Below are 16,600 nucleotides of genomic sequence, written 5' to 3' on the forward strand. Positions count from 1 at the left end.
TTTCCTTAATATTGAAGAAAAGGAATAACTTGTTTAACAAATGGAGTATAAAAAATTTTTAAAAGTGTTAAAACGATCTTTAACCCTTGGTGTATCAACATTTCCGGAGGGAGTCTCGCCGTTCCCCACCGGATCTTACCATAGGAAGATTTTGAAATCTTACATTGTAGAATTCGCTCCCTGATAATTGAAAGAAAACATTGTTATCCTTTACATCCTTTATAAATGTGTGAGAATGAAGGGTTCAGTTTTACACTCTTTTTCTATCGAAGGGGCCGTTTATTACATAGGTGGCAAGGATGGGCAGGGAAACGGCGAGACTCCCGCGGGAGAGGGACTAGGTGAGATCCCGCAGGGCTTTAGCCCGAGGAAGCTCACCGTACGCCCATGGAAAGCGAGTGATTTCCCGGACCTCCTAACGCTCACAACCATAACGGAAACAACTTATCCAGAACGTGAGTACGAGCTTAAATGCAACATCAATAGGGCAGGAGGTAAAAAAAAGACAAGTGAGCGCATCACTTGTTCATAAGAGTTATTCTCCATTATCGCCTATTAAGAATTAAAAGAAAAATCATTATAGATTCCAAGCAACCTTCGCAGCTTCCCTTGTTGAAAGCCTAATACTTTGGTGCCGTCAATGAAAGTGGCGGGAGTTCCATATATTTTTTGTTGCTGCAATTCTTTAAAATGATTTTTATTTTCTGATACATTTTTTTCTTTAAAATCTACATTCCATTCTTTTAACTTAGCGATTACTTTTTTACAATGTGCACAATTATTGCTGACATAGACAACAACTTCGTGTTCCGTCATCGATGTGCCCCCTAATAAATCCGAGTAATACTTCTCACTATCTCTTTCAGTGCGTAGTATATAAAGATGTCTACCCCGATCTCCAAAGGGCTAAACCTCTTTCTTGAAATTTTAATAAAAAAATAATGAATGTCATCATACCGTGACAAAAGCTGCCCCTTTACAAGGACAGCTTTTTTATTAGTATGCCAGTACTTCCTCCAGCTGGGTATCTCCTTCTAAAATTTCAAAAGACCCATGTTCCGCTCGTGGAACACTTAACAGGTATGCTAATGTTTCGGCTACATCTTCCCGGGAAATACTGCCAAACTCATTTAATTTTTCTGCAAACTTAATTTTCCCTGTACCGGGGTGGTTCGTTAATCCACCCGGGCGTACGATCGTGTAATTTAACCCTGACTGTTTCAAATATTCGTCTGCGCGATGTTTAGCATATAAGTAGTGCTTCATCGCATCCGGGCCTTCTCCTGGAGTATCTGCTCCCATAGAACTTAACATGACATAACGTTGAACACCGAAACGCTTAGCAAGCTCAACGGACTTGATAGCTCCCTCCTGGTCGATCACTACTGTTTTTTCCGGTCCGGTATTTGGTCCAGACCCTGCAGCGAACACCACTGCATCTATTGTATAATAGGCACGAGAGAAGTCACCCTCCAGGTCGCCCAACACTGTTTCTACACCCATTTCTTCAAATTGCGGCACCTGGTTCGTATCTCTCACCATTGCTACAGGCACATGCTCTGAGTCTTTCAGCTTTTTTATCAATAGTTTACCAACTTTACCGTTGGCTCCAATCACTAATACGCGCACCATATCATCCTCCTTAAAATTGCTCTCTATTCATCATTCCCGTGATGATTTTTTTATAAACAATTACAGGAAATTTCAGGGAAACCGTCGAATTATAACGAATAAGTAAAAAGGAAGGTGGCGTTTGGAATGGCAAATACATACTTTTTTACAGGCTTTCCGGGTTTCCTCGCTTCACATTTAATTGAAGAAATCCTTCGTCAAGGGTACGCCGTAGACAAAATTTATTTGTTAACGTTGAAACAAACGAAAAACCAGGCAGAAACTTCAATTAAAGAAATCATAAAAGGGAGCTATCTGTCTGAAGACCAAGTGAAGGTAATGGAAGGGGATATTACTAAACCTGGGCTCGGCATCGACCATCCCCTATCAAATACATGGATGAATGATATTACCCATTTCTTTCACCTGGCTGCCATCTATGATTTATCCGTTCCTTTAACCCCTGCCTGGCAGGTGAATGTCAATGGGACAAGGCATGTCAATGAATGGGTAAAGCAGTTGAAAAGTCTGGAGCGATACGTTTACTTCAGCACAGCCTATGTTTCAGGTAAGCGTTCTGGCACGATTTTTGAAAACGAACTGGAACATAATGCCGGGTTTAAAAACCATTATGAATATACGAAATATGAAGCAGAAAAATTGGTGCATGAGATCAAAGATGAGGTACCGACGACCATCATTCGTCCTGGCATCGTAGTTGGCGATTCCAAACATGGCACCACCTCCAAATTCGACGGTCCTTATTTTATTCTTAATATGCTGGCGCATATGAGCTACGCTCCCCTTCTCCCTTATTTTGGCGAAGGTAAGGTGGAAGTCAATCTTGTCCCATGGGACTATGTCGTCCAAGCCACTATTCATCTCAGCCATCACCAAGTCGGCAGGGGGAAAATATACCATCTTACCGACCCCGCTCCACTGACTGCCAAAGATATATATAAGCTGCTTGCCCAATCTTACCTTTCCAAGGAACCAAGCTTTACTGTACCTCTTGGCTGGGCCGGGAATTCTTTGAAGCTCCCACTGATTCGTAAATGGCTGGGTATGCCAAGGGAAGCCTTAGACTATTTCACCTGTGACAGTCACTATGATGCTTCACAAGCTGAAAAGGATCTGGCAGACACACCTTATGTATGCCCTGACTTTGCCAGTATTAAAGAACAGCTAGTCCAATATTACAAAGCCAACCGTAAAAATCCTGATAAACAAGTAACGATTCATTGAGTTAAAGCTGCACTGCCCATATTGTTTTCTTTCATAAAAAATAAAAAAAATCCCCAAGAGCGACAGGGTGCCTAACCTGCTCTTAGGGATTTATTATATGTTTATGGAAGAGGACTTCTGTTATCTTTCTCCAAACGTGCTAGTCTGTTACAACCTCTCCGAACCTTCTCCTTACCTTTCGAAGTTGCTTGAAGGGGGAAGCCAACGAAGGCATATAGATGGAAAAAGGGAGCATTACCAGGGATAGGAAAAACATCGCTACCTGAAGCCGTAAAATCACAGTGCCTGGCATAATCGCATTGGTGTCAGGCTGAAACAATAGAAAATCTCGATACCATCCGATCCATTGAATGCCTTCGCTGAAAAAAAGGCCGGCCAGGAGAATGGCGTTCATGATCAACAGGGATATCATAGCGGCATGATACATCAAATGTACCTGCTTCTTTTTGGCACCTTCTTCATATTTCCATATCATCCCCATCAGAAATACCGCAACAGAAACATAAGGAAAGATCATCCATAATACAAGAGGTGTTAAATTCATATCGACCATGCTATCCTCTCCCTTTCAAAAGATTTCACTATTTATATAGTAAATTCTTTTTGAAAGTCTAACTATGATGTTTGTCACAGGTCTGTCACTTTTTAAACCATCCATTGATCATAAAGTGCAGTGATCTTTGCTTCCAGGCGCTCTTTTTGTTTATTCAGACGATCCCCTTCCTGCTGTTCGTGATTTTCCAATATCCGCTGTTCCAGCTTCTGCAGATTTGCTTCTTCCAGCAGAATCAGCTGCTCATAATCTTTTGCTTTTTTCTTTTGCACCTTTCTGATACTAGGAGACTTTTCGCAGACTTCCTCCTCGGCCGCCTGCAGCTCTTTCCACTTTTGTTGTGTTTCTTGATAGTTACCAGGATACCGGTATAGGCGTCCATCCAGTAAGTAGGCAGTCTCAGAGAAGCATTGGTTAAGGAAGTATCTGTCATGAGAGACACCGAGTACCGTGCCAGAGAACTCAATCAAGGCTTCTTCCAGCACTTCTTGAGAATCGACATCCAAGTGGTTTGTCGGCTCATCCAGCAATAAAAGGTTAATACCCTGGTGCATAAAAACAGCAAGTTTCAGACGCATCCGCTCTCCGCCACTTAACTGTTTCACTTTGTTAAAGACGGTATACCCATAAAACATGAACTTCGCAAGGATTTGTCTAGCCTCCCCTTCGGTTACAATAACTTCGTTTCGGAAATAATCAATCACTCGCATATCTGGCGGCACGTCCTGAAGAGGATGTTGCTGCAGATATCCAATCTTCAGTGAACTTCCACCTTGAATCAGTCCGCTATCAGCTTCCTCCAGACCTAACAGCAGTTTAATCAACGTCGATTTGCCATTGCCATTCGCGCCGACAATAGCCAGTCGGTCCTGATACCGAAGATGAAGATCTACCCCATTCAAAATTTCACGTCCTTCAAAGCTTTTACGTACATTTTCTATTCGAAAGACATCCGTACCGCTCCGCCCGTCTGCTGTTAAGGAAAGGTTCATCTTTTTTGGATCAATCAGCGGCTTCTTCTTTTTTTCCATTCGTTCCAAAGCTTTTTCCATGCTCTTCGCCTTTTTAAAAAGCTTTGGATTCGGGGGGGTGGCTTCATTTGCCCACTGTCTCAGCCTCCTGATGGCTTCTTTCATTTTTTTGATTTTTTTCTGCTGCTCCTGGTACTGATGAAACTCCGCCAGCAGTTTCTCTTCTTTTTGCCGCTCAAATGCAGAGTGGTTTCCTGAATATCTGGTAATCTCACCCGCTTCGAGATTAGCAATTGCCTGTACAGTTTGATCTAAAAACTCACGGTCATGGGAAATGATACAGACAGCTCCATCATATTGCTTCAAATAACTTTCCAGCCATTCAATCGCCAGAAGGTCAAGATGATTGGTCGGTTCATCCAGAAGCAGTACATCAGGTGCTGTTATCAATAATTTTGCCAGTCCTAACTTAGTCTGTTCTCCTCCGCTTAACTGGGCAAAACTCTGGTCCAATAACATTTCTATACCTAATCCAGTCGCCACTTTATTTATCGTCGCTTCCATTTCATAACCGCCTCTTCGGGCGAATTCCTCTTGAAGCTGCCCATACCTTTCCAAGGCACGATTCATATCCTCCGCTTTTTGCATTTGGGCTTCTAACGCATTCATTTCGTCGGCAATGTCTAATAAAGAATCAAAGCTTGATTCTAAAAATTGTCTACCCGAACCTTGCCATTCCTCAGGTATTTGTTGTAAATAACCCATGGTCGTACCTTTACGGATAAATAAATTCCCGCTATCTATTGGTTCTTCGGCTGTAATAAGTTTGAACAAAGTTGATTTTCCACTGCCATTGCGGCCGACCAACCCTACTTTTTCATATTCATTTAACTCGAAAGAAAGCTCCTCAAACAAGATGCTGCCACCGACAATTTTCTTGATATCTTTTAGTGTAATAATCATTTTTTTCCTCCTAAAGACAAAAAAAGCCAAAGGTCCCCAGACCTCTGACTTTTCCAGATAAGGTTTCTTTATTCATCTGTCAGATATGAGACGCTATACATGTTCAATATTCAACTGTCTAAAAAAGGGCACACTTGTCCCGTAGACAGCTGAATCATGAAAAAGCGCACGATTGATGTAAAGCAATTCACGATCAATCACACACTTCTGAGTGTATAGCATCGTCATACCTCCTTCGCCTTCAGGATTTTAAATTACTAATATTATATCTTAATTTTCTGAAAGAATCTAGCCCTTCAATTGATCGGCGTGCTTCCCAAGTTTTTTCAGCAGCTCAATTGCCTGCAGTTTCTCTTCTTCTGTCAATCCGTCCGTGATTTGCTCAATTTGTTTCCAATGATCGGGAAAGATGTCATTTAACATTTTTTCCCCTTTCGGAGTAATTGCAGCGTAAGTGATGCGGCGATCGTTAGGACACGGAATTCTTTCTAAATACGCCTTCTTTTCTAACTTATCCACGACATAAGTGATACTTCCACTGGCCAATAATATCTTTTCTCCGATCTTTTGCAGCGGCTGTTCACCTTGATGATATAATAGTTCTAATACACCGAATTCCGTAGCGTTAAGCCCATAACGCTGGATATCTTTTTTTACAAGATCTTCAACCGATCGTTCTGCTTTTGATAATACGACGAATAGTTTTAAGGAAGGATCCTCTTTTTTCTGTCGGTATTGCGCTTTTTCGTCCATAAAGTTTCTTCCTCTCGTTAATATCTCGAATTTAAAATAATTATAAATCCCGTGCGAATGCCTGTCAAATCGATAGTGTAGTGGTTAATAAAAGCCTTTTATGGCATAATTCTAAGAGAGCAATCTCTCATTCTTACAATTCTAGAAAGCGGTGAAAAGAAAGTGGTTGAAGATACCGGCGAACGAGTGATTCCAGAGTATATGAAACCATCTAACCGTATGCTGCTCGAACATATGGCACGTTATCAGTTTGCCATGCCATACGCAAAAGGCAGGGTATTGGATATATCTTGCGGAGCAGGTTACGGCACACATATGGTAGCAAAAGAACGAAAAAAGGAAGTCGATGAAGTAATCGGCGTGGATATTGATCCGGATATCATCGATTATGCCAAAGCAACTTATTATCACCCTAAGACGACTTATCAGGTTATGGATGCTGTCGATCCGGAACTTCCCGAAAAACTAGGAACATTTGATACAATCTTAAGCTTTGAAACATATGAACATATCGAGAATGAGGAACAACTGTTAGCCAATTACTATAACTTGCTGAAGGAAGGCGGAACTTTGGTGGTTTCCACCCCTTTCGGCCAGGGAAGAGGCAAGCCAAGCAGTTCTCCCTTCCATATCCATCAATTGACCCCAGAAGAATTCAAGGACTTATTTACTGATTATAGGTCGAAAGAATTCTTTTACCAAAAAGGGGTTTTAATTGAGCCTCCACGGGATACAGTTCACTACCCCCTTGGAATTGCCGTCTCACATAAATAAGAGGAGTTCTCAGCAAGAGAGCTCCTCTTATTTTTCTATTTCCCCTTGCCACTCATTCATACCGCCTGTAACATTCACAAGATTTTCAAAACCTTGTTCCTCTAATAACGCAACTGCCTGCGAGGAACGGTTCCCGCTTTGGCAGATAATATAATAAGTCTCCGTACGAGCCAATGATTCATAGGAAGATGGGTTCGCCTCAATTTCCTGCAGCGGCAGCAACTCAGCACCTGGTACATGGCCAGAATCATATTCAGCCATTGTACGGACATCAAGTATTTTAGCATCTCCTAACCGGCTCTCCAGTTCCTTAGCTGAAATCTCTGAACTCCCCTGCGTTTCCTGCTGGCAGGCTGCAAGCAGGAAAGTCAACAGAATAAAAGATAAAACACCAAGTTTTTTCATAGCTGTCTCCTCTTTATCATGTTTGAACGGTGCCACAGATCATGACCACATTTTTATCAGGATCTTCGATATGGAACCAGCCGAAGTCCCCATGCTCCTCTATGTCACGCACAATCATTATACCTTTTTCTTTCACCCACTGATAGCTTTTTGCAAGGTCTGCTGAACAAAAGTTGAATACAGGGGTGCGTACTGGTTCAAACTGATAATCCGGATCAAATGCATGATCATCCAGCGTCATATAAGTTTCCCCAGTAACCGGCATATTGTAAACTGGAGACTCTACCTTTTCTTCATAGAACGGAAGTCCCAACAGGTCACTATACCACGCTGCTGATTTCTTCAAATCCTGTGTATGTACGAAAACCGCATGGACTTTCGCTCCGAAGCCACTTTCACTCATGAATATTACCTCCTTTATCTTTCTACTTCTGTTTCCTCATAAGTTAAGAAAATCCTTCCCATTACGTTTTTTATTTTTCCATATACGCATAACCATTCTGATGAAATACAAACTAATCTTATGTCAGGAGGTGGATAAAAATGGTCAAGAAGAGAAATCAGGTCCAACAGAATGTCACAAGAGCAGCCAAAACGATCAAGGATGGCGCTGATGCCGCATTTGATGCAGTTCAGGGAGCGACAGAAGCTGTCGAAAGTGCCGCTATGAACACCGTAGATAAGACTGCCGACGCCATCAACAAAGCTGCAGACGATGATGAGGAAGATGAGGAAGATCGACCTGTAAACACCTTTTTCTAAATAACAAAAGCGCAAGCGCCTTGCTAGTAATGACGTTCGACTAAAAACGGCACGTCCTGTGCGTCGGAACTGGATGAGACCCACTTTCTAGCTAAAAAAACCGCACGAATCAATCGTGCGGTTATCATTTATGCATGTAAAAATGTGAGATGGTTAGGAATCACTTCAATCGTAGACGGGGTCTCGTAATTGATTTCTCCATCCATATCCACTTGCTGTGGCGGGGAGGTGGTTACTTCTATCTTTTCTCCTCTTGTATACGATAACTCCTGGAAGCTTTCCGTCTCAGCCCAAGGCTGATCTAGATTCATCAACTCTTTAAACAAGGTCAGGTTTGAATTTTTGATAACCAGAACATCAAGTAAACCATCACCCGGGTCTATCGATTCGATTGGTATCTGTCTCGTACCTAAAAACTTTCCGTTCATCACTAAAACCATGATAGCTTCCTCTTCTACAACTTTCCCGTCAATTGTCATTTGGAAAGTAAACGGGTCCGCCTGGTTGATTGTCTTTAAAGCACTAATAAAGTAACTTAACACACCCAGCCGGCTTTTTTGGTCTTTATCAATATTAAAAGATGTTTCTGTTACCAGTCCTATCCCCCAGAAGTTGAGGAAATAGCATTCTTCCAGCTTTCCTACATCCACAGGTTTTTCCCTTCCGTTCATTAAAGCCTCCGCTGCCTGATTTAAATTTTGGGGCATCTCTAATGTTCTGCTGAAATCATTGCTTGTGCCTCCAGGAAGAATTCCAATCACCGGGCGTCTATTTAATTTGGAGATGGTATTGATACAGGCGTGCACCGTACCGTCTCCCCCTAAAATAACCAGGAGATCAATCCCTTCCCCATACTCAAGGCAGGCTTCCTGCGCTTCTTCGATTGAGTAGGTTCCTAATACAATCAATTCTTTTATGTCCTTAGCAAGTACAGGCAGCGTCTGAGATAGTTTCTGTTCCATATTGTCATTTCCGGCATTACCATTATATAAAAATAGTGCTCTCTTATATCCAGGCATCGGTCACCCTCGTTTCTCTAGTCTCATTATACTGGCTTTGATTATATGATTACCTTCTGCTCCTAATTCGAAACTATCCAACATCAACAGCCGTTTACGAACAGGTAGTTATAGTAGAGATGCAGGGAATGACTTATAATAAAGAACTTTGTCAAAAACAAATACAAGGCGCCACGAGCTATGACAGCTTGTGACGCCTTGCTTATTATGTAATAAACTAGAGTCTCAAATTATAATATACCCACTTCACATTTCATTTATGACCTTTGTAATCATATTGTAATTATACTGTAATGTTCTAATAGAGGAAGTTTATGGTACTATGAGTTTAGCAAAATTTGCTAGAAACTAACTAACCTTTGGAGGTACAAATGAAAAACAACTTGATTAAGAAGGCAATCGTTACTACTAGCTTTGTGGGTGCACTTACAATTGGCGCAGGAGTCGCTGGTGCAGAAAGTGTGACAGTTCAATCTGGAGATTCATTATGGAAGTTTTCACAACAATATGGTGTTTCTATATATAAAATCAAACAACTGAACGGACTTTCTTCCGACATTATTTATCCTGGACAAACATTGAAAGTTTCTGAGAGTTCCAGCTCTAGCAGTTCAAGCAGCTCTTCTTCCAATGCGACTACATATACGGTCAAGTCTGGAGATACGCTTTCTAAAATTGGGGCAAAGTTCGGGGTTAATTACAGGGATATTATGAAGTGGAACAACATCTCAAGCCACATTATCTATGTTGGGCAAACATTGAAGCTTGAAGGAACATCATCCAGCCAGACTACCAGCACGGCTTCTTCATCTTCAAACACATCCAGCAGCAGTTCAACTTACACAGTTAAATCTGGTGACTATCTATCTAAGATCGCTTCTCAATATGGCGTCAGCTACCGTGACATCATGAAGTGGAACAACTTGAACAGCACAGTCATCCATGTCGGTCAAAAATTGAGCATCAATGGATCCAGTTCAACACCGACCCAAACATCTACAAGCAGTTCAAGCAGCAGCAGCGCAACACAAACAAGCACTAGCTCAAACACTTCCGGTTTGATTTCTACTGCTAAGCAATATATGGGCACACCATATGTATGGGGTGGTACTTCTCCAAGCGGTTTCGACTGCAGTGGGTATTTGAACTATGTATTTGCTAAAAATGGTACTAACCTGCCAAGAACAGTAGCTCAAATCCATAGTGTTGGTAAATCTGTAAGCAGTCCTTCTGTAGGTGACCTAGTATTCTTTGAAACTTATAAAGCCGGACCTTCCCATGCAGGGATCTACCTTGGAAATGGACAATTCATCCATGCTGGAAGCAGCGGTGTAACCATCTCTGATATGAATATTTCCTACTGGAAGACACGTTATCTAGGAGCTAAATCTTACTAATAATATAAAGTTATAAATGCGATACCCTTATCATGGGAGCATTAAACCAAAAACCACGTATTTTTTAAAAAATACGTGGTTTTTTTTAAGTGATATATAATCTAACAGATTTCCACAAATTTTGGATATTTATAGAAAGTATGTCGAAATTCAGCTAGAATAAAAGATAACACAATTTTAGAGCAATTAATGAGCGGTACTAATATTTACAAAAAATATTCAGACCTACTGACTTAAAGGGAAGGAATTCCATCATGTATGCTATCAATCTATTGAAACTGCTTTTTCGGCAGGAAGATCATCTATTTAAGCTGCACCGCGCTGAGAAGTTATTCAACTTTTGGAAGTTATTATTTTTACTGTTTGTTGTGTCGATTCTTACGTACATATGGACCAGCTGGATTGGGCTCGGTACTGATCCGATATCCGTTAATGCTACAGAATTCACCCATACAGAATACGAAATGCGTAAATTATGGTTCCTTATCGGAAGAGTTGCCTATGCTATTTTATTTACGGCATTCATTCTTTTCGTATCCTCTCTCTTCTGGTGGTTATTCTATGATGTGCGGTATCGCAAACTGATTATCATTCAAATGAATGTGTTACTGGTAATGCTGTTGGAAAGAATCACCTGGATTCCGTTAATGGTATATGCAGGAATCGACTGGTATGTTTCTCCATTCTCCTTTGGAGTGGCCGCCGCCTACATTACTGATATCGAATGGATCATTTATTTTTTTGGAGCGATATCACTTTTCCAAATCTGGATTATATGGTATCAGGTCAAATCACTGAAGTACCTTTCGAGCACAAAAAAACATTGGATTTGGCTTGGAGTCATTAGCTGGCATATCCTTTTGTGGGCCGGAACGGCTGCACTAGCCAATTATGATTTATTGCTGCTCTATATTTTGAATGGATAGGATGGGAGTGTAAATATCGTGCGCAAAAAAAAGAAACGACGCTTAAGCTTTTTCCTGGCCCTTCTCTTCATCCTTACCAATGTTTTATTGATCTACTTTGATAGAGAGGACAGGGTGGAACAAAAATCTTATATCAATGACTGGTCAGAAGCTTTTACATACGACTTGCTTGAAACGCTTCCGACCGACGGTGTCTTTACCGCTACAGAAACAAATCCTGTTTATTTTGATGACACCCGCGGCGCTTTTCAGGAGTTCCTGATTGAAGAGGGCGAAGAAGTACGGGAAGGTGATGAGCTCTACGAATATGAAATTACCGATTATGAAACACAACAATCCTCTCTGGAAGCTGAGGCATCCACATTACAAGGGGAAATTACGGCGATCGAAGCTTATATAGCAGAAATGGAAAGCTATGTAATTCCTGACTCCAACAGTGATAATAGCACCAATGGCTTTTTCGCTCCTGACACTCAAGAAGATGAGGAAGAAGACAGCGATCCCAATGCTGAAGCAGAATTCCTTAAGGAACAAACCATTGCCGAAAAAGAAATGGAGTTAGCACAAAAAGAAGCGATGCTTCAAATGGTAGAGAATCAATTGAATGAGCTGGAAACTGAGGGACAAACCATCACAGTCGAAAGTCCATTCAATGGCGTGGTGACGGATATCAATGAAGGACTGGATTCCCCTATCATCACCTTGCAAGCCACCACCCTCCAGGCGGAAGGGGAATTGGATGAAGCCGAACGTAAACGTGTGGAAGAAGGAATGGAAGTGAAAATTACAATTCCTGACCAGGAGGATTTATCGATTACAGGAACTGTCTCATCTGTACAAACATTCCCTGATAAAATCTCTGTCAAAGAAACCAGCGAATACCCTTTTGAAGTTTCAATCGAAGAAGACCTTGCTGATATCCTGCCTGGATACCATGCAGCCGTATCGATCATTACCGACCGGGCAGATGGAGCGGTAACAGCCTTTGCTCCTCTTTTATCTACGGAAGAAAACTTGTTTGCCTGGGTAATGGATGAGAGCGGGAAATTAGAACACCGCCCTGTTGAAACTGCTCTTGAGGTCGATGGTCTGGTAGAAGTCGTGAAAGGTTTAGAGTCCGGTGAAATGCTGGCTCACACCCCACACGCTCAATTCCGCAGGGGGGCCACTTTTTTCACCCCTATTCAAACCAATGAATTAAGGCTGAAAGACACTTTTACTATTAATAAGGATACAATGTTGAGTTATGGCCTTATGGGCCTGATGGCAAGATAATCACAAGCCGGCATTGCTTATAACAGCATTCGCCGGCTTATTTTATGCTTACAGCTCTTTCATTCAAAGATTAAGGATTTTAACTTCGATAATTGTTGCTTCAACTCTTCTATTGGTACGAACCTGGCCTTGCGGTCATATTCTTTTCCGTCGACAAAAATAATGACGACTGGCACCGTAAATATCGTGTATTCCCCAGCTACAGCAGGAGCATCTTCCACTTCAATCTGGTAAGCATCCAGTTCGGGGTATTCCTTTACGACATCCTCAACCTGAGGCAATAGTGAATGACAAACAGAGCAGTTCGCACCGGAAATATATAATAATGCCAGCTGACTTTCTGCAATTTGTTCTTTAAGTCCCTCTATTTCATAAAAGCGTTCCAACGTCTCACTCCTTTCCCATTTTCAATTTAATATATACTATTTTCCACAATCCACCTGCATCTATGCCTGCTTTCCCTATGCGGATAAGTTGCAACCGTTCAGAAGTAATGGCAGGATAAACGTGTAGCAGAAAGGAGAAAGCCATGAAACTGAGCGTGTTAGATCAATCACCCATTTTAATAAACCATACTCCCTCTCAAGCTTTGAAACAAACCACCGAATTAGCACAATCAACAGACAGACTTGGCTATCACCGTTTCTGGGTTTCTGAACATCATAGCACAAAAAGTCTTGCAGGCTCCGCCCCCGAGATCCTTGTCGCACATCTGGCCGCCAATACGGAACATATCAAAGTCGGAACAGGTGGTATCCTTCTTCCACACTACAGCGCCTATAAAGTAGCGGAAAGTTTCCGGGTTCTGGAGACCCTTCACCCCAACCGCATCGATTTAGGTGTGGGACGAGCTCCCGGTGGCTTGCCCAACGTAAACCTTGCTTTGAATAATGGGAAACATCCCTCCATTGACCACTATCCACGACAAGTGCGGGAGTTGATGGCTTACCTCCAGGGGAGTGATCCGTATGAAATGGACGTCTATGCTACCCCTGTCGGTCAAACGGCACCCGACATATGGATGCTGGGCTCCAGCGGCACTAGTGCCCGTCTGTCATCTGAATTGGGTACTTCCTATTCTTTCGCTCATTTTATCAATGGTTATGGTGGCACCAGAGCAATGAAACGTTACTATGACCATTTTGCACCTTCCCGCCAACAAACCGTTCCAAATGGCAATGTATCCGTCTTTGCTATTTGCGCTGAATCAAAAGAAAAGGCGGAATACCTCGCTTCCAGTCTGGACTTGGCAATATTGAAAATAGAGCAAGGCGGACAAAGGGATCATTTTCCCAGCCCTGAAGAAGCAACAAAATATCCCTATACTTTGTTTGAAAAAGAACGTATTCAAGAAAACCGAAAGCGGATGGTAGTCGGCGATCCTTCGCAGGTGAAAAACGAATTAGAGGCATTAGCAGAAGGATACGGGGTGAATGAAATTATTATTAATACAATTGTTTATCCTTTTGAAGAACGTCTGCGTTCTTATCAATTAATAGCGGAAGCCTTTCAACTTTCGGATTAAAGGAGGTATTCGATGCTTGCTTTTGATCATCTTGTCATTGCAGCTGACCAGCCAGAGGAAGAACAAAATCATTTTGAAGAGAAATATGGCATACGGGGGTTCCGGGGCGGCCGTCACGAAACGTGGGGTACTTATAATTACTTAGCACATCTGAAGAATCATAGTTACCTTGAATGGATCGGGATTGAAGACAAAGAGACAGCCCGCAAATCGGATAATCCGCTCATCAAACAGCTTGTTCACTCGTTATCCGTCAATCAGAAAGGACCAATCCAGTTTGCTTTACGCACGAACGACATGGACCAGTTCCTCGATTACTGGGATAAAGAAGGTATCCCATACAAAGGGCCCTTCCCAGGAAGCAGAAAGAAGACGGATGGTACCTTGTTACAATGGCGGATGCTTTTTCCGGACATTCAAGGTCATTCGCTGCCTTTCTTAATCGAATGGGAGGGGAATAATCGCCCCGATGATAGTCACTTGATTTCCAATACCTCCTTCACTTCCATAGAAGTGGGGCTGGGAAACTTTCCTAACACCAGGCGGCTTTTTGAGAAAATCTACCACATGGAATCTCCCGAACATGAAAACTCGACGCATTGTACGTGGTCATTAGAAAATGGTTCCCTGATAGCAAAAGAAGAAAGCGACCTTCGGGTAAAGCTTGAGGATATTATTCTGTGAATAGGACCTAATAACGAAGGGCCTGCCCCATCAAAGTCTTTGAAAGACTTTGATGGGGCAGGCCTTTTTGTCAATAGAGTTTCCGTCCAACAGGTCGTTCGAGTGACAGAATATCTTCTTCTAAGTTCATTACTTTTTCTTCTACAATTCCTTTCGCATCACGGATCCCTTGATTATATATAAAGGGTCCCAGCTCTTTCATGAAAAAGTCTAGTAGCTGCTCTGCCGCAATGCTGCCAATCTGCTCCCCTCGTTCCACTTCAAAGTATTCCTGAATGGAAGTAACAATTTGTTCACGCTCATCCTTTGTAATCTTTTTTACCATATTCATAATTCCTCTCCTAACTATAGAACCCGACAATCCAGTACAGACCGCCTACCATCACTAAAGAAATGAAAGTACCTACCCCTATTGCAACAAAGAATAACTTCCAGCTTTTCATATGCCACCGCATCATAACAGCTGCAGCAAGTGTAAAAATAAGACCAAAAAACAGCGCAGCTCCAGGGCTGCTTGGCGTCACCCAATCATACCAATGAATTCCCACCAAATTCTCCCCCTTTCATTCCCCCTATCCTATATTTGACCCGCCTTCGGCTTATTCCTGCTATTTCTTTAAAAGAGAAAGAAACGTTTGGGATCCAGATTGTTTGAAACGTGATGAAAACATGAACGCTCCTGTCTAGACATAGGCTAGATAGGAGGTGTTTCCTTATGTATAATCACTCTATGCTGAGGAATACAAAAGAAAAACCGTGGACCATAAAAGTTACCGGTACTGGGACGGTGACGGCCGCTCCCGACCAGGCAATCATTGTTACAGGAGTAGAGACAGAAAATATAAGTCTGCAACAAGCACAATCAGAAAACAACACCATTACGCGGCAAATCATCAACAGCATTACCCAGGCAGGAATTCCAGAGGAACAAATTCAAACAGAAGAGTTCCGGATTAACCCAGTCTATGATTTCAAAGACGGACAGCAGGTTTTTCGCGGTTATAAAGTGACGAACGTATTGAATATTACGCTCTATGATATGGAAATGATCGGGCCGATCATCGATGCGGCTACAGCGAGCGGTGCCAACATCGTCCGCGGAGTCGAATTTTCTCTTCAGCATGCAGACTTGATATATAATCAAGCATTGCAAGAAGCATTACGGCAAGCCAAACTAAAAGCACAAACGATCGCCAAGTCTTTTCAGGCTACGCTATACCCTGTTCCTCAATCGGTTGTTGAAAATGCTGGCACAAGCCGCCCTTCTCCCCTTTTTAAAACTGCAGCCCTGCAGGCTGAATCGACGCCTATCCAGCCAGGTCAACTTACTATTGAAGCCAATGTACTCGTCACCTATCGCTATTTTCAATAACGAGTCTGGTATGTGCATATAAAAATAGTTTTAAGTAAAGGCTCTGTTAAACTTTGTTGTTGATTTTTTATCATAGGCTTATTCCACAATTGGGCCGAATTGTGGTAGACTTTTTCAAGAAAGTGAGGGTTCTTTACCATAATAGCGTCATGGGTGGCTGGGAAACTACTCGCTTTCCTGCGGGGGAACCGGCAAGCCTCCTCGGTCGTTTTCACTCCCTGTGGGGTCTCGCCTGGCTCCTTCTCCCGCGGGAGATTCCTGTGGGATTCAGTAGAAGGATCCTTGAATGAAAAAAAGCCCTCCGTTATGATGCATTTGTACCCAAATACAAACATCAAAAGGAGGACTTCCCCTTGAATTCTAAT

At 42.2% G+C, this 16,600-nt stretch carries 21 protein-coding genes; 9 read left to right on the top strand and 12 right to left on the bottom strand.

Features of this window, described 5'->3' with window-relative positions:
- Positions 1 to 555 precede the first annotated feature (555 nt).
- Together ACGTNI_RS18905 and ACGTNI_RS18910 are read right to left on the bottom strand one after the other, a co-directional pair.
- Positions 556 to 816, bottom strand: a complete 261-nt coding sequence (locus ACGTNI_RS18905) for a glutaredoxin family protein (protein ID WP_085505070.1) — start codon at positions 814 to 816, stop codon at positions 556 to 558.
- A 180-nt stretch (positions 817 to 996) separates the two neighbouring features.
- On the bottom strand, positions 997 to 1,632 hold the full coding sequence (locus ACGTNI_RS18910; protein ID WP_394464122.1) for an SDR family oxidoreductase: 636 nt from the start codon (positions 1,630 to 1,632) through the stop codon (positions 997 to 999).
- A gap of 126 nt (positions 1,633 to 1,758) precedes the next feature.
- Between ACGTNI_RS18910 and ACGTNI_RS18915 the strand changes: the two genes are divergently transcribed.
- Positions 1,759 to 2,856 carry an SDR family oxidoreductase gene (locus ACGTNI_RS18915; RefSeq protein ID WP_394464123.1) on the top strand — a complete coding sequence of 366 codons (1,098 nt, stop codon included), beginning with the start codon at positions 1,759 to 1,761 and terminating at the stop codon, positions 2,854 to 2,856.
- A 139-nt stretch (positions 2,857 to 2,995) separates the two neighbouring features.
- On the opposite strand, the gene ACGTNI_RS18920 is transcribed toward ACGTNI_RS18915, so the two are convergent.
- The 4 genes from ACGTNI_RS18920 to ACGTNI_RS18935 form a co-directional block, all read right to left on the bottom strand.
- Positions 2,996 to 3,409: a hypothetical protein gene (locus ACGTNI_RS18920; RefSeq protein ID WP_085505068.1), complete on the bottom strand. Its 414-nt coding sequence runs from the start codon at positions 3,407 to 3,409 to the stop codon at positions 2,996 to 2,998.
- Between the two features lie 92 nt (positions 3,410 to 3,501).
- Positions 3,502 to 5,343 (bottom strand): ribosomal protection-like ABC-F family protein, encoded by a 1,842-nt coding sequence (gene abc-f, locus ACGTNI_RS18925; protein WP_394464124.1) that lies wholly within the window; start codon positions 5,341 to 5,343, stop codon positions 3,502 to 3,504.
- 93 nt (positions 5,344 to 5,436) lie between these two features.
- Positions 5,437 to 5,565 (bottom strand): RAxF-45 family protein, encoded by a 129-nt coding sequence (locus ACGTNI_RS18930; RefSeq protein ID WP_254901668.1) that lies wholly within the window; start codon positions 5,563 to 5,565, stop codon positions 5,437 to 5,439.
- Between the two features lie 66 nt (positions 5,566 to 5,631).
- Positions 5,632 to 6,096: a MarR family winged helix-turn-helix transcriptional regulator gene (locus tag ACGTNI_RS18935; protein ID WP_085505066.1), complete on the bottom strand. Its 465-nt coding sequence runs from the start codon at positions 6,094 to 6,096 to the stop codon at positions 5,632 to 5,634.
- Positions 6,097 to 6,258: 162 nt separating this feature from the next.
- On the opposite strand from ACGTNI_RS18935, the gene ACGTNI_RS18940 reads away from it, so the two are divergent.
- Positions 6,259 to 6,870 carry a class I SAM-dependent methyltransferase gene (locus ACGTNI_RS18940; RefSeq protein ID WP_085505065.1) on the top strand — a complete coding sequence of 204 codons (612 nt, stop codon included), beginning with the start codon at positions 6,259 to 6,261 and terminating at the stop codon, positions 6,868 to 6,870.
- A gap of 27 nt (positions 6,871 to 6,897) precedes the next feature.
- Here ACGTNI_RS18940 and ACGTNI_RS18945 read toward each other — a convergent pair whose 3' ends face one another.
- Both ACGTNI_RS18945 and ACGTNI_RS18950 read right to left on the bottom strand, forming a co-directional pair.
- A complete protein-coding gene (locus ACGTNI_RS18945; RefSeq protein WP_394464125.1) occupies positions 6,898 to 7,275 on the bottom strand; it encodes a rhodanese-like domain-containing protein in 378 nt (125 codons plus the stop codon).
- A 16-nt stretch (positions 7,276 to 7,291) separates the two neighbouring features.
- Positions 7,292 to 7,678 (bottom strand): VOC family protein, encoded by a 387-nt coding sequence (locus ACGTNI_RS18950; protein WP_085505063.1) that lies wholly within the window; start codon positions 7,676 to 7,678, stop codon positions 7,292 to 7,294.
- 140 nt (positions 7,679 to 7,818) lie between these two features.
- Between ACGTNI_RS18950 and ACGTNI_RS18955 the strand changes: the two genes are divergently transcribed.
- A complete protein-coding gene (locus tag ACGTNI_RS18955) occupies positions 7,819 to 8,037 on the top strand; it encodes a hypothetical protein (RefSeq protein ID WP_139823697.1) in 219 nt (72 codons plus the stop codon).
- A gap of 128 nt (positions 8,038 to 8,165) precedes the next feature.
- Here ACGTNI_RS18955 and ACGTNI_RS18960 read toward each other — a convergent pair whose 3' ends face one another.
- Positions 8,166 to 9,056: a diacylglycerol/lipid kinase family protein gene (locus tag ACGTNI_RS18960; protein ID WP_394464126.1), complete on the bottom strand. Its 891-nt coding sequence runs from the start codon at positions 9,054 to 9,056 to the stop codon at positions 8,166 to 8,168.
- Positions 9,057 to 9,442: 386 nt separating this feature from the next.
- Between ACGTNI_RS18960 and ACGTNI_RS18965 the strand changes: the two genes are divergently transcribed.
- The 3 genes from ACGTNI_RS18965 (at position 9,443) to ACGTNI_RS18975 (ending at position 12,654) form a co-directional block, all read left to right on the top strand.
- Positions 9,443 to 10,453, top strand: coding sequence for a C40 family peptidase (locus tag ACGTNI_RS18965; RefSeq protein WP_394464134.1), 1,011 nt, complete (start codon positions 9,443 to 9,445; stop codon positions 10,451 to 10,453).
- Positions 10,454 to 10,707: 254 nt separating this feature from the next.
- Positions 10,708 to 11,379, top strand: a complete 672-nt coding sequence (locus ACGTNI_RS18970; RefSeq protein ID WP_394464127.1) for a hypothetical protein — start codon at positions 10,708 to 10,710, stop codon at positions 11,377 to 11,379.
- A gap of 18 nt (positions 11,380 to 11,397) precedes the next feature.
- Positions 11,398 to 12,654 (top strand): efflux RND transporter periplasmic adaptor subunit, encoded by a 1,257-nt coding sequence (locus ACGTNI_RS18975; protein ID WP_394464128.1) that lies wholly within the window; start codon positions 11,398 to 11,400, stop codon positions 12,652 to 12,654.
- 59 nt (positions 12,655 to 12,713) lie between these two features.
- On the opposite strand, the gene ACGTNI_RS18980 is transcribed toward ACGTNI_RS18975, so the two are convergent.
- Positions 12,714 to 13,040, bottom strand: coding sequence for a thioredoxin family protein (locus ACGTNI_RS18980; RefSeq protein ID WP_394464129.1), 327 nt, complete (start codon positions 13,038 to 13,040; stop codon positions 12,714 to 12,716).
- Between the two features lie 143 nt (positions 13,041 to 13,183).
- On the opposite strand from ACGTNI_RS18980, the gene ACGTNI_RS18985 reads away from it, so the two are divergent.
- Positions 13,184 to 14,179: an LLM class flavin-dependent oxidoreductase gene (locus ACGTNI_RS18985; protein ID WP_394464130.1), complete on the top strand. Its 996-nt coding sequence runs from the start codon at positions 13,184 to 13,186 to the stop codon at positions 14,177 to 14,179.
- Between the two features lie 12 nt (positions 14,180 to 14,191).
- Complete coding sequence (locus tag ACGTNI_RS18990) at positions 14,192 to 14,863, top strand: VOC family protein (protein WP_394464131.1); 672 nt, start codon at positions 14,192 to 14,194, stop codon at positions 14,861 to 14,863.
- Positions 14,864 to 14,933: 70 nt separating this feature from the next.
- Here the strand turns inward: ACGTNI_RS18990 and ACGTNI_RS18995 are convergent, their stop codons facing one another.
- Positions 14,934 to 15,194: a DUF2164 domain-containing protein gene (locus ACGTNI_RS18995; RefSeq protein WP_394464132.1), complete on the bottom strand. Its 261-nt coding sequence runs from the start codon at positions 15,192 to 15,194 to the stop codon at positions 14,934 to 14,936.
- A 10-nt stretch (positions 15,195 to 15,204) separates the two neighbouring features.
- Positions 15,205 to 15,411: a hypothetical protein gene (locus ACGTNI_RS19000; protein ID WP_085505056.1), complete on the bottom strand. Its 207-nt coding sequence runs from the start codon at positions 15,409 to 15,411 to the stop codon at positions 15,205 to 15,207.
- Positions 15,412 to 15,578: 167 nt separating this feature from the next.
- Between ACGTNI_RS19000 and ACGTNI_RS19005 the strand changes: the two genes are divergently transcribed.
- On the top strand, positions 15,579 to 16,235 hold the full coding sequence (locus ACGTNI_RS19005; protein WP_394464133.1) for an SIMPL domain-containing protein: 657 nt from the start codon (positions 15,579 to 15,581) through the stop codon (positions 16,233 to 16,235).
- The last annotated feature ends 365 nt before the right edge of the window (positions 16,236 to 16,600 follow it).

The organism is Thalassobacillus sp. B23F22_16, assembly GCF_043496955.1.
GTDB classification, from domain to species: domain Bacteria; phylum Bacillota; class Bacilli; order Bacillales; family Halobacillaceae; genus Thalassobacillus; species Thalassobacillus devorans_A.

Excerpts from the sequence above, each read along its gene's own strand:
- ACGTNI_RS18995 (WP_394464132.1), bottom strand. The coding sequence starts at position 15,194 with ATGAATATGGTAAAAAAGATTACAAAGGATGAGCGTGAACAAATTGTT.
- ACGTNI_RS18950 (WP_085505063.1), bottom strand. The coding sequence starts at position 7,678 with ATGAGTGAAAGTGGCTTCGGAGCGAAAGTCCATGCGGTTTTCGTACAT.
- ACGTNI_RS18945 (WP_394464125.1), bottom strand. The coding sequence starts at position 7,275 with ATGAAAAAACTTGGTGTTTTATCTTTTATTCTGTTGACTTTCCTGCTT.
- ACGTNI_RS18935 (WP_085505066.1), bottom strand. The coding sequence starts at position 6,096 with ATGGACGAAAAAGCGCAATACCGACAGAAAAAAGAGGATCCTTCCTTA.
- ACGTNI_RS19005 (WP_394464133.1), top strand. The coding sequence starts at position 15,579 with ATGTATAATCACTCTATGCTGAGGAATACAAAAGAAAAACCGTGGACC.
- ACGTNI_RS18960 (WP_394464126.1), bottom strand. The coding sequence starts at position 9,056 with ATGCCTGGATATAAGAGAGCACTATTTTTATATAATGGTAATGCCGGA.
- ACGTNI_RS18910 (WP_394464122.1), bottom strand. The coding sequence starts at position 1,632 with ATGGTGCGCGTATTAGTGATTGGAGCCAACGGTAAAGTTGGTAAACTA.
- ACGTNI_RS18985 (WP_394464130.1), top strand. The coding sequence starts at position 13,184 with ATGAAACTGAGCGTGTTAGATCAATCACCCATTTTAATAAACCATACT.
- abc-f (WP_394464124.1), bottom strand. The coding sequence starts at position 5,343 with ATGATTATTACACTAAAAGATATCAAGAAAATTGTCGGTGGCAGCATC.
- ACGTNI_RS18920 (WP_085505068.1), bottom strand. The coding sequence starts at position 3,409 with ATGGTCGATATGAATTTAACACCTCTTGTATTATGGATGATCTTTCCT.
- ACGTNI_RS18905 (WP_085505070.1), bottom strand. The coding sequence starts at position 816 with ATGACGGAACACGAAGTTGTTGTCTATGTCAGCAATAATTGTGCACAT.
- ACGTNI_RS18930 (WP_254901668.1), bottom strand. The coding sequence starts at position 5,565 with ATGCTATACACTCAGAAGTGTGTGATTGATCGTGAATTGCTTTACATC.
- ACGTNI_RS18970 (WP_394464127.1), top strand. The coding sequence starts at position 10,708 with ATGTATGCTATCAATCTATTGAAACTGCTTTTTCGGCAGGAAGATCAT.
- ACGTNI_RS18990 (WP_394464131.1), top strand. The coding sequence starts at position 14,192 with ATGCTTGCTTTTGATCATCTTGTCATTGCAGCTGACCAGCCAGAGGAA.
- ACGTNI_RS18915 (WP_394464123.1), top strand. The coding sequence starts at position 1,759 with ATGGCAAATACATACTTTTTTACAGGCTTTCCGGGTTTCCTCGCTTCA.
- ACGTNI_RS18955 (WP_139823697.1), top strand. The coding sequence starts at position 7,819 with ATGGTCAAGAAGAGAAATCAGGTCCAACAGAATGTCACAAGAGCAGCC.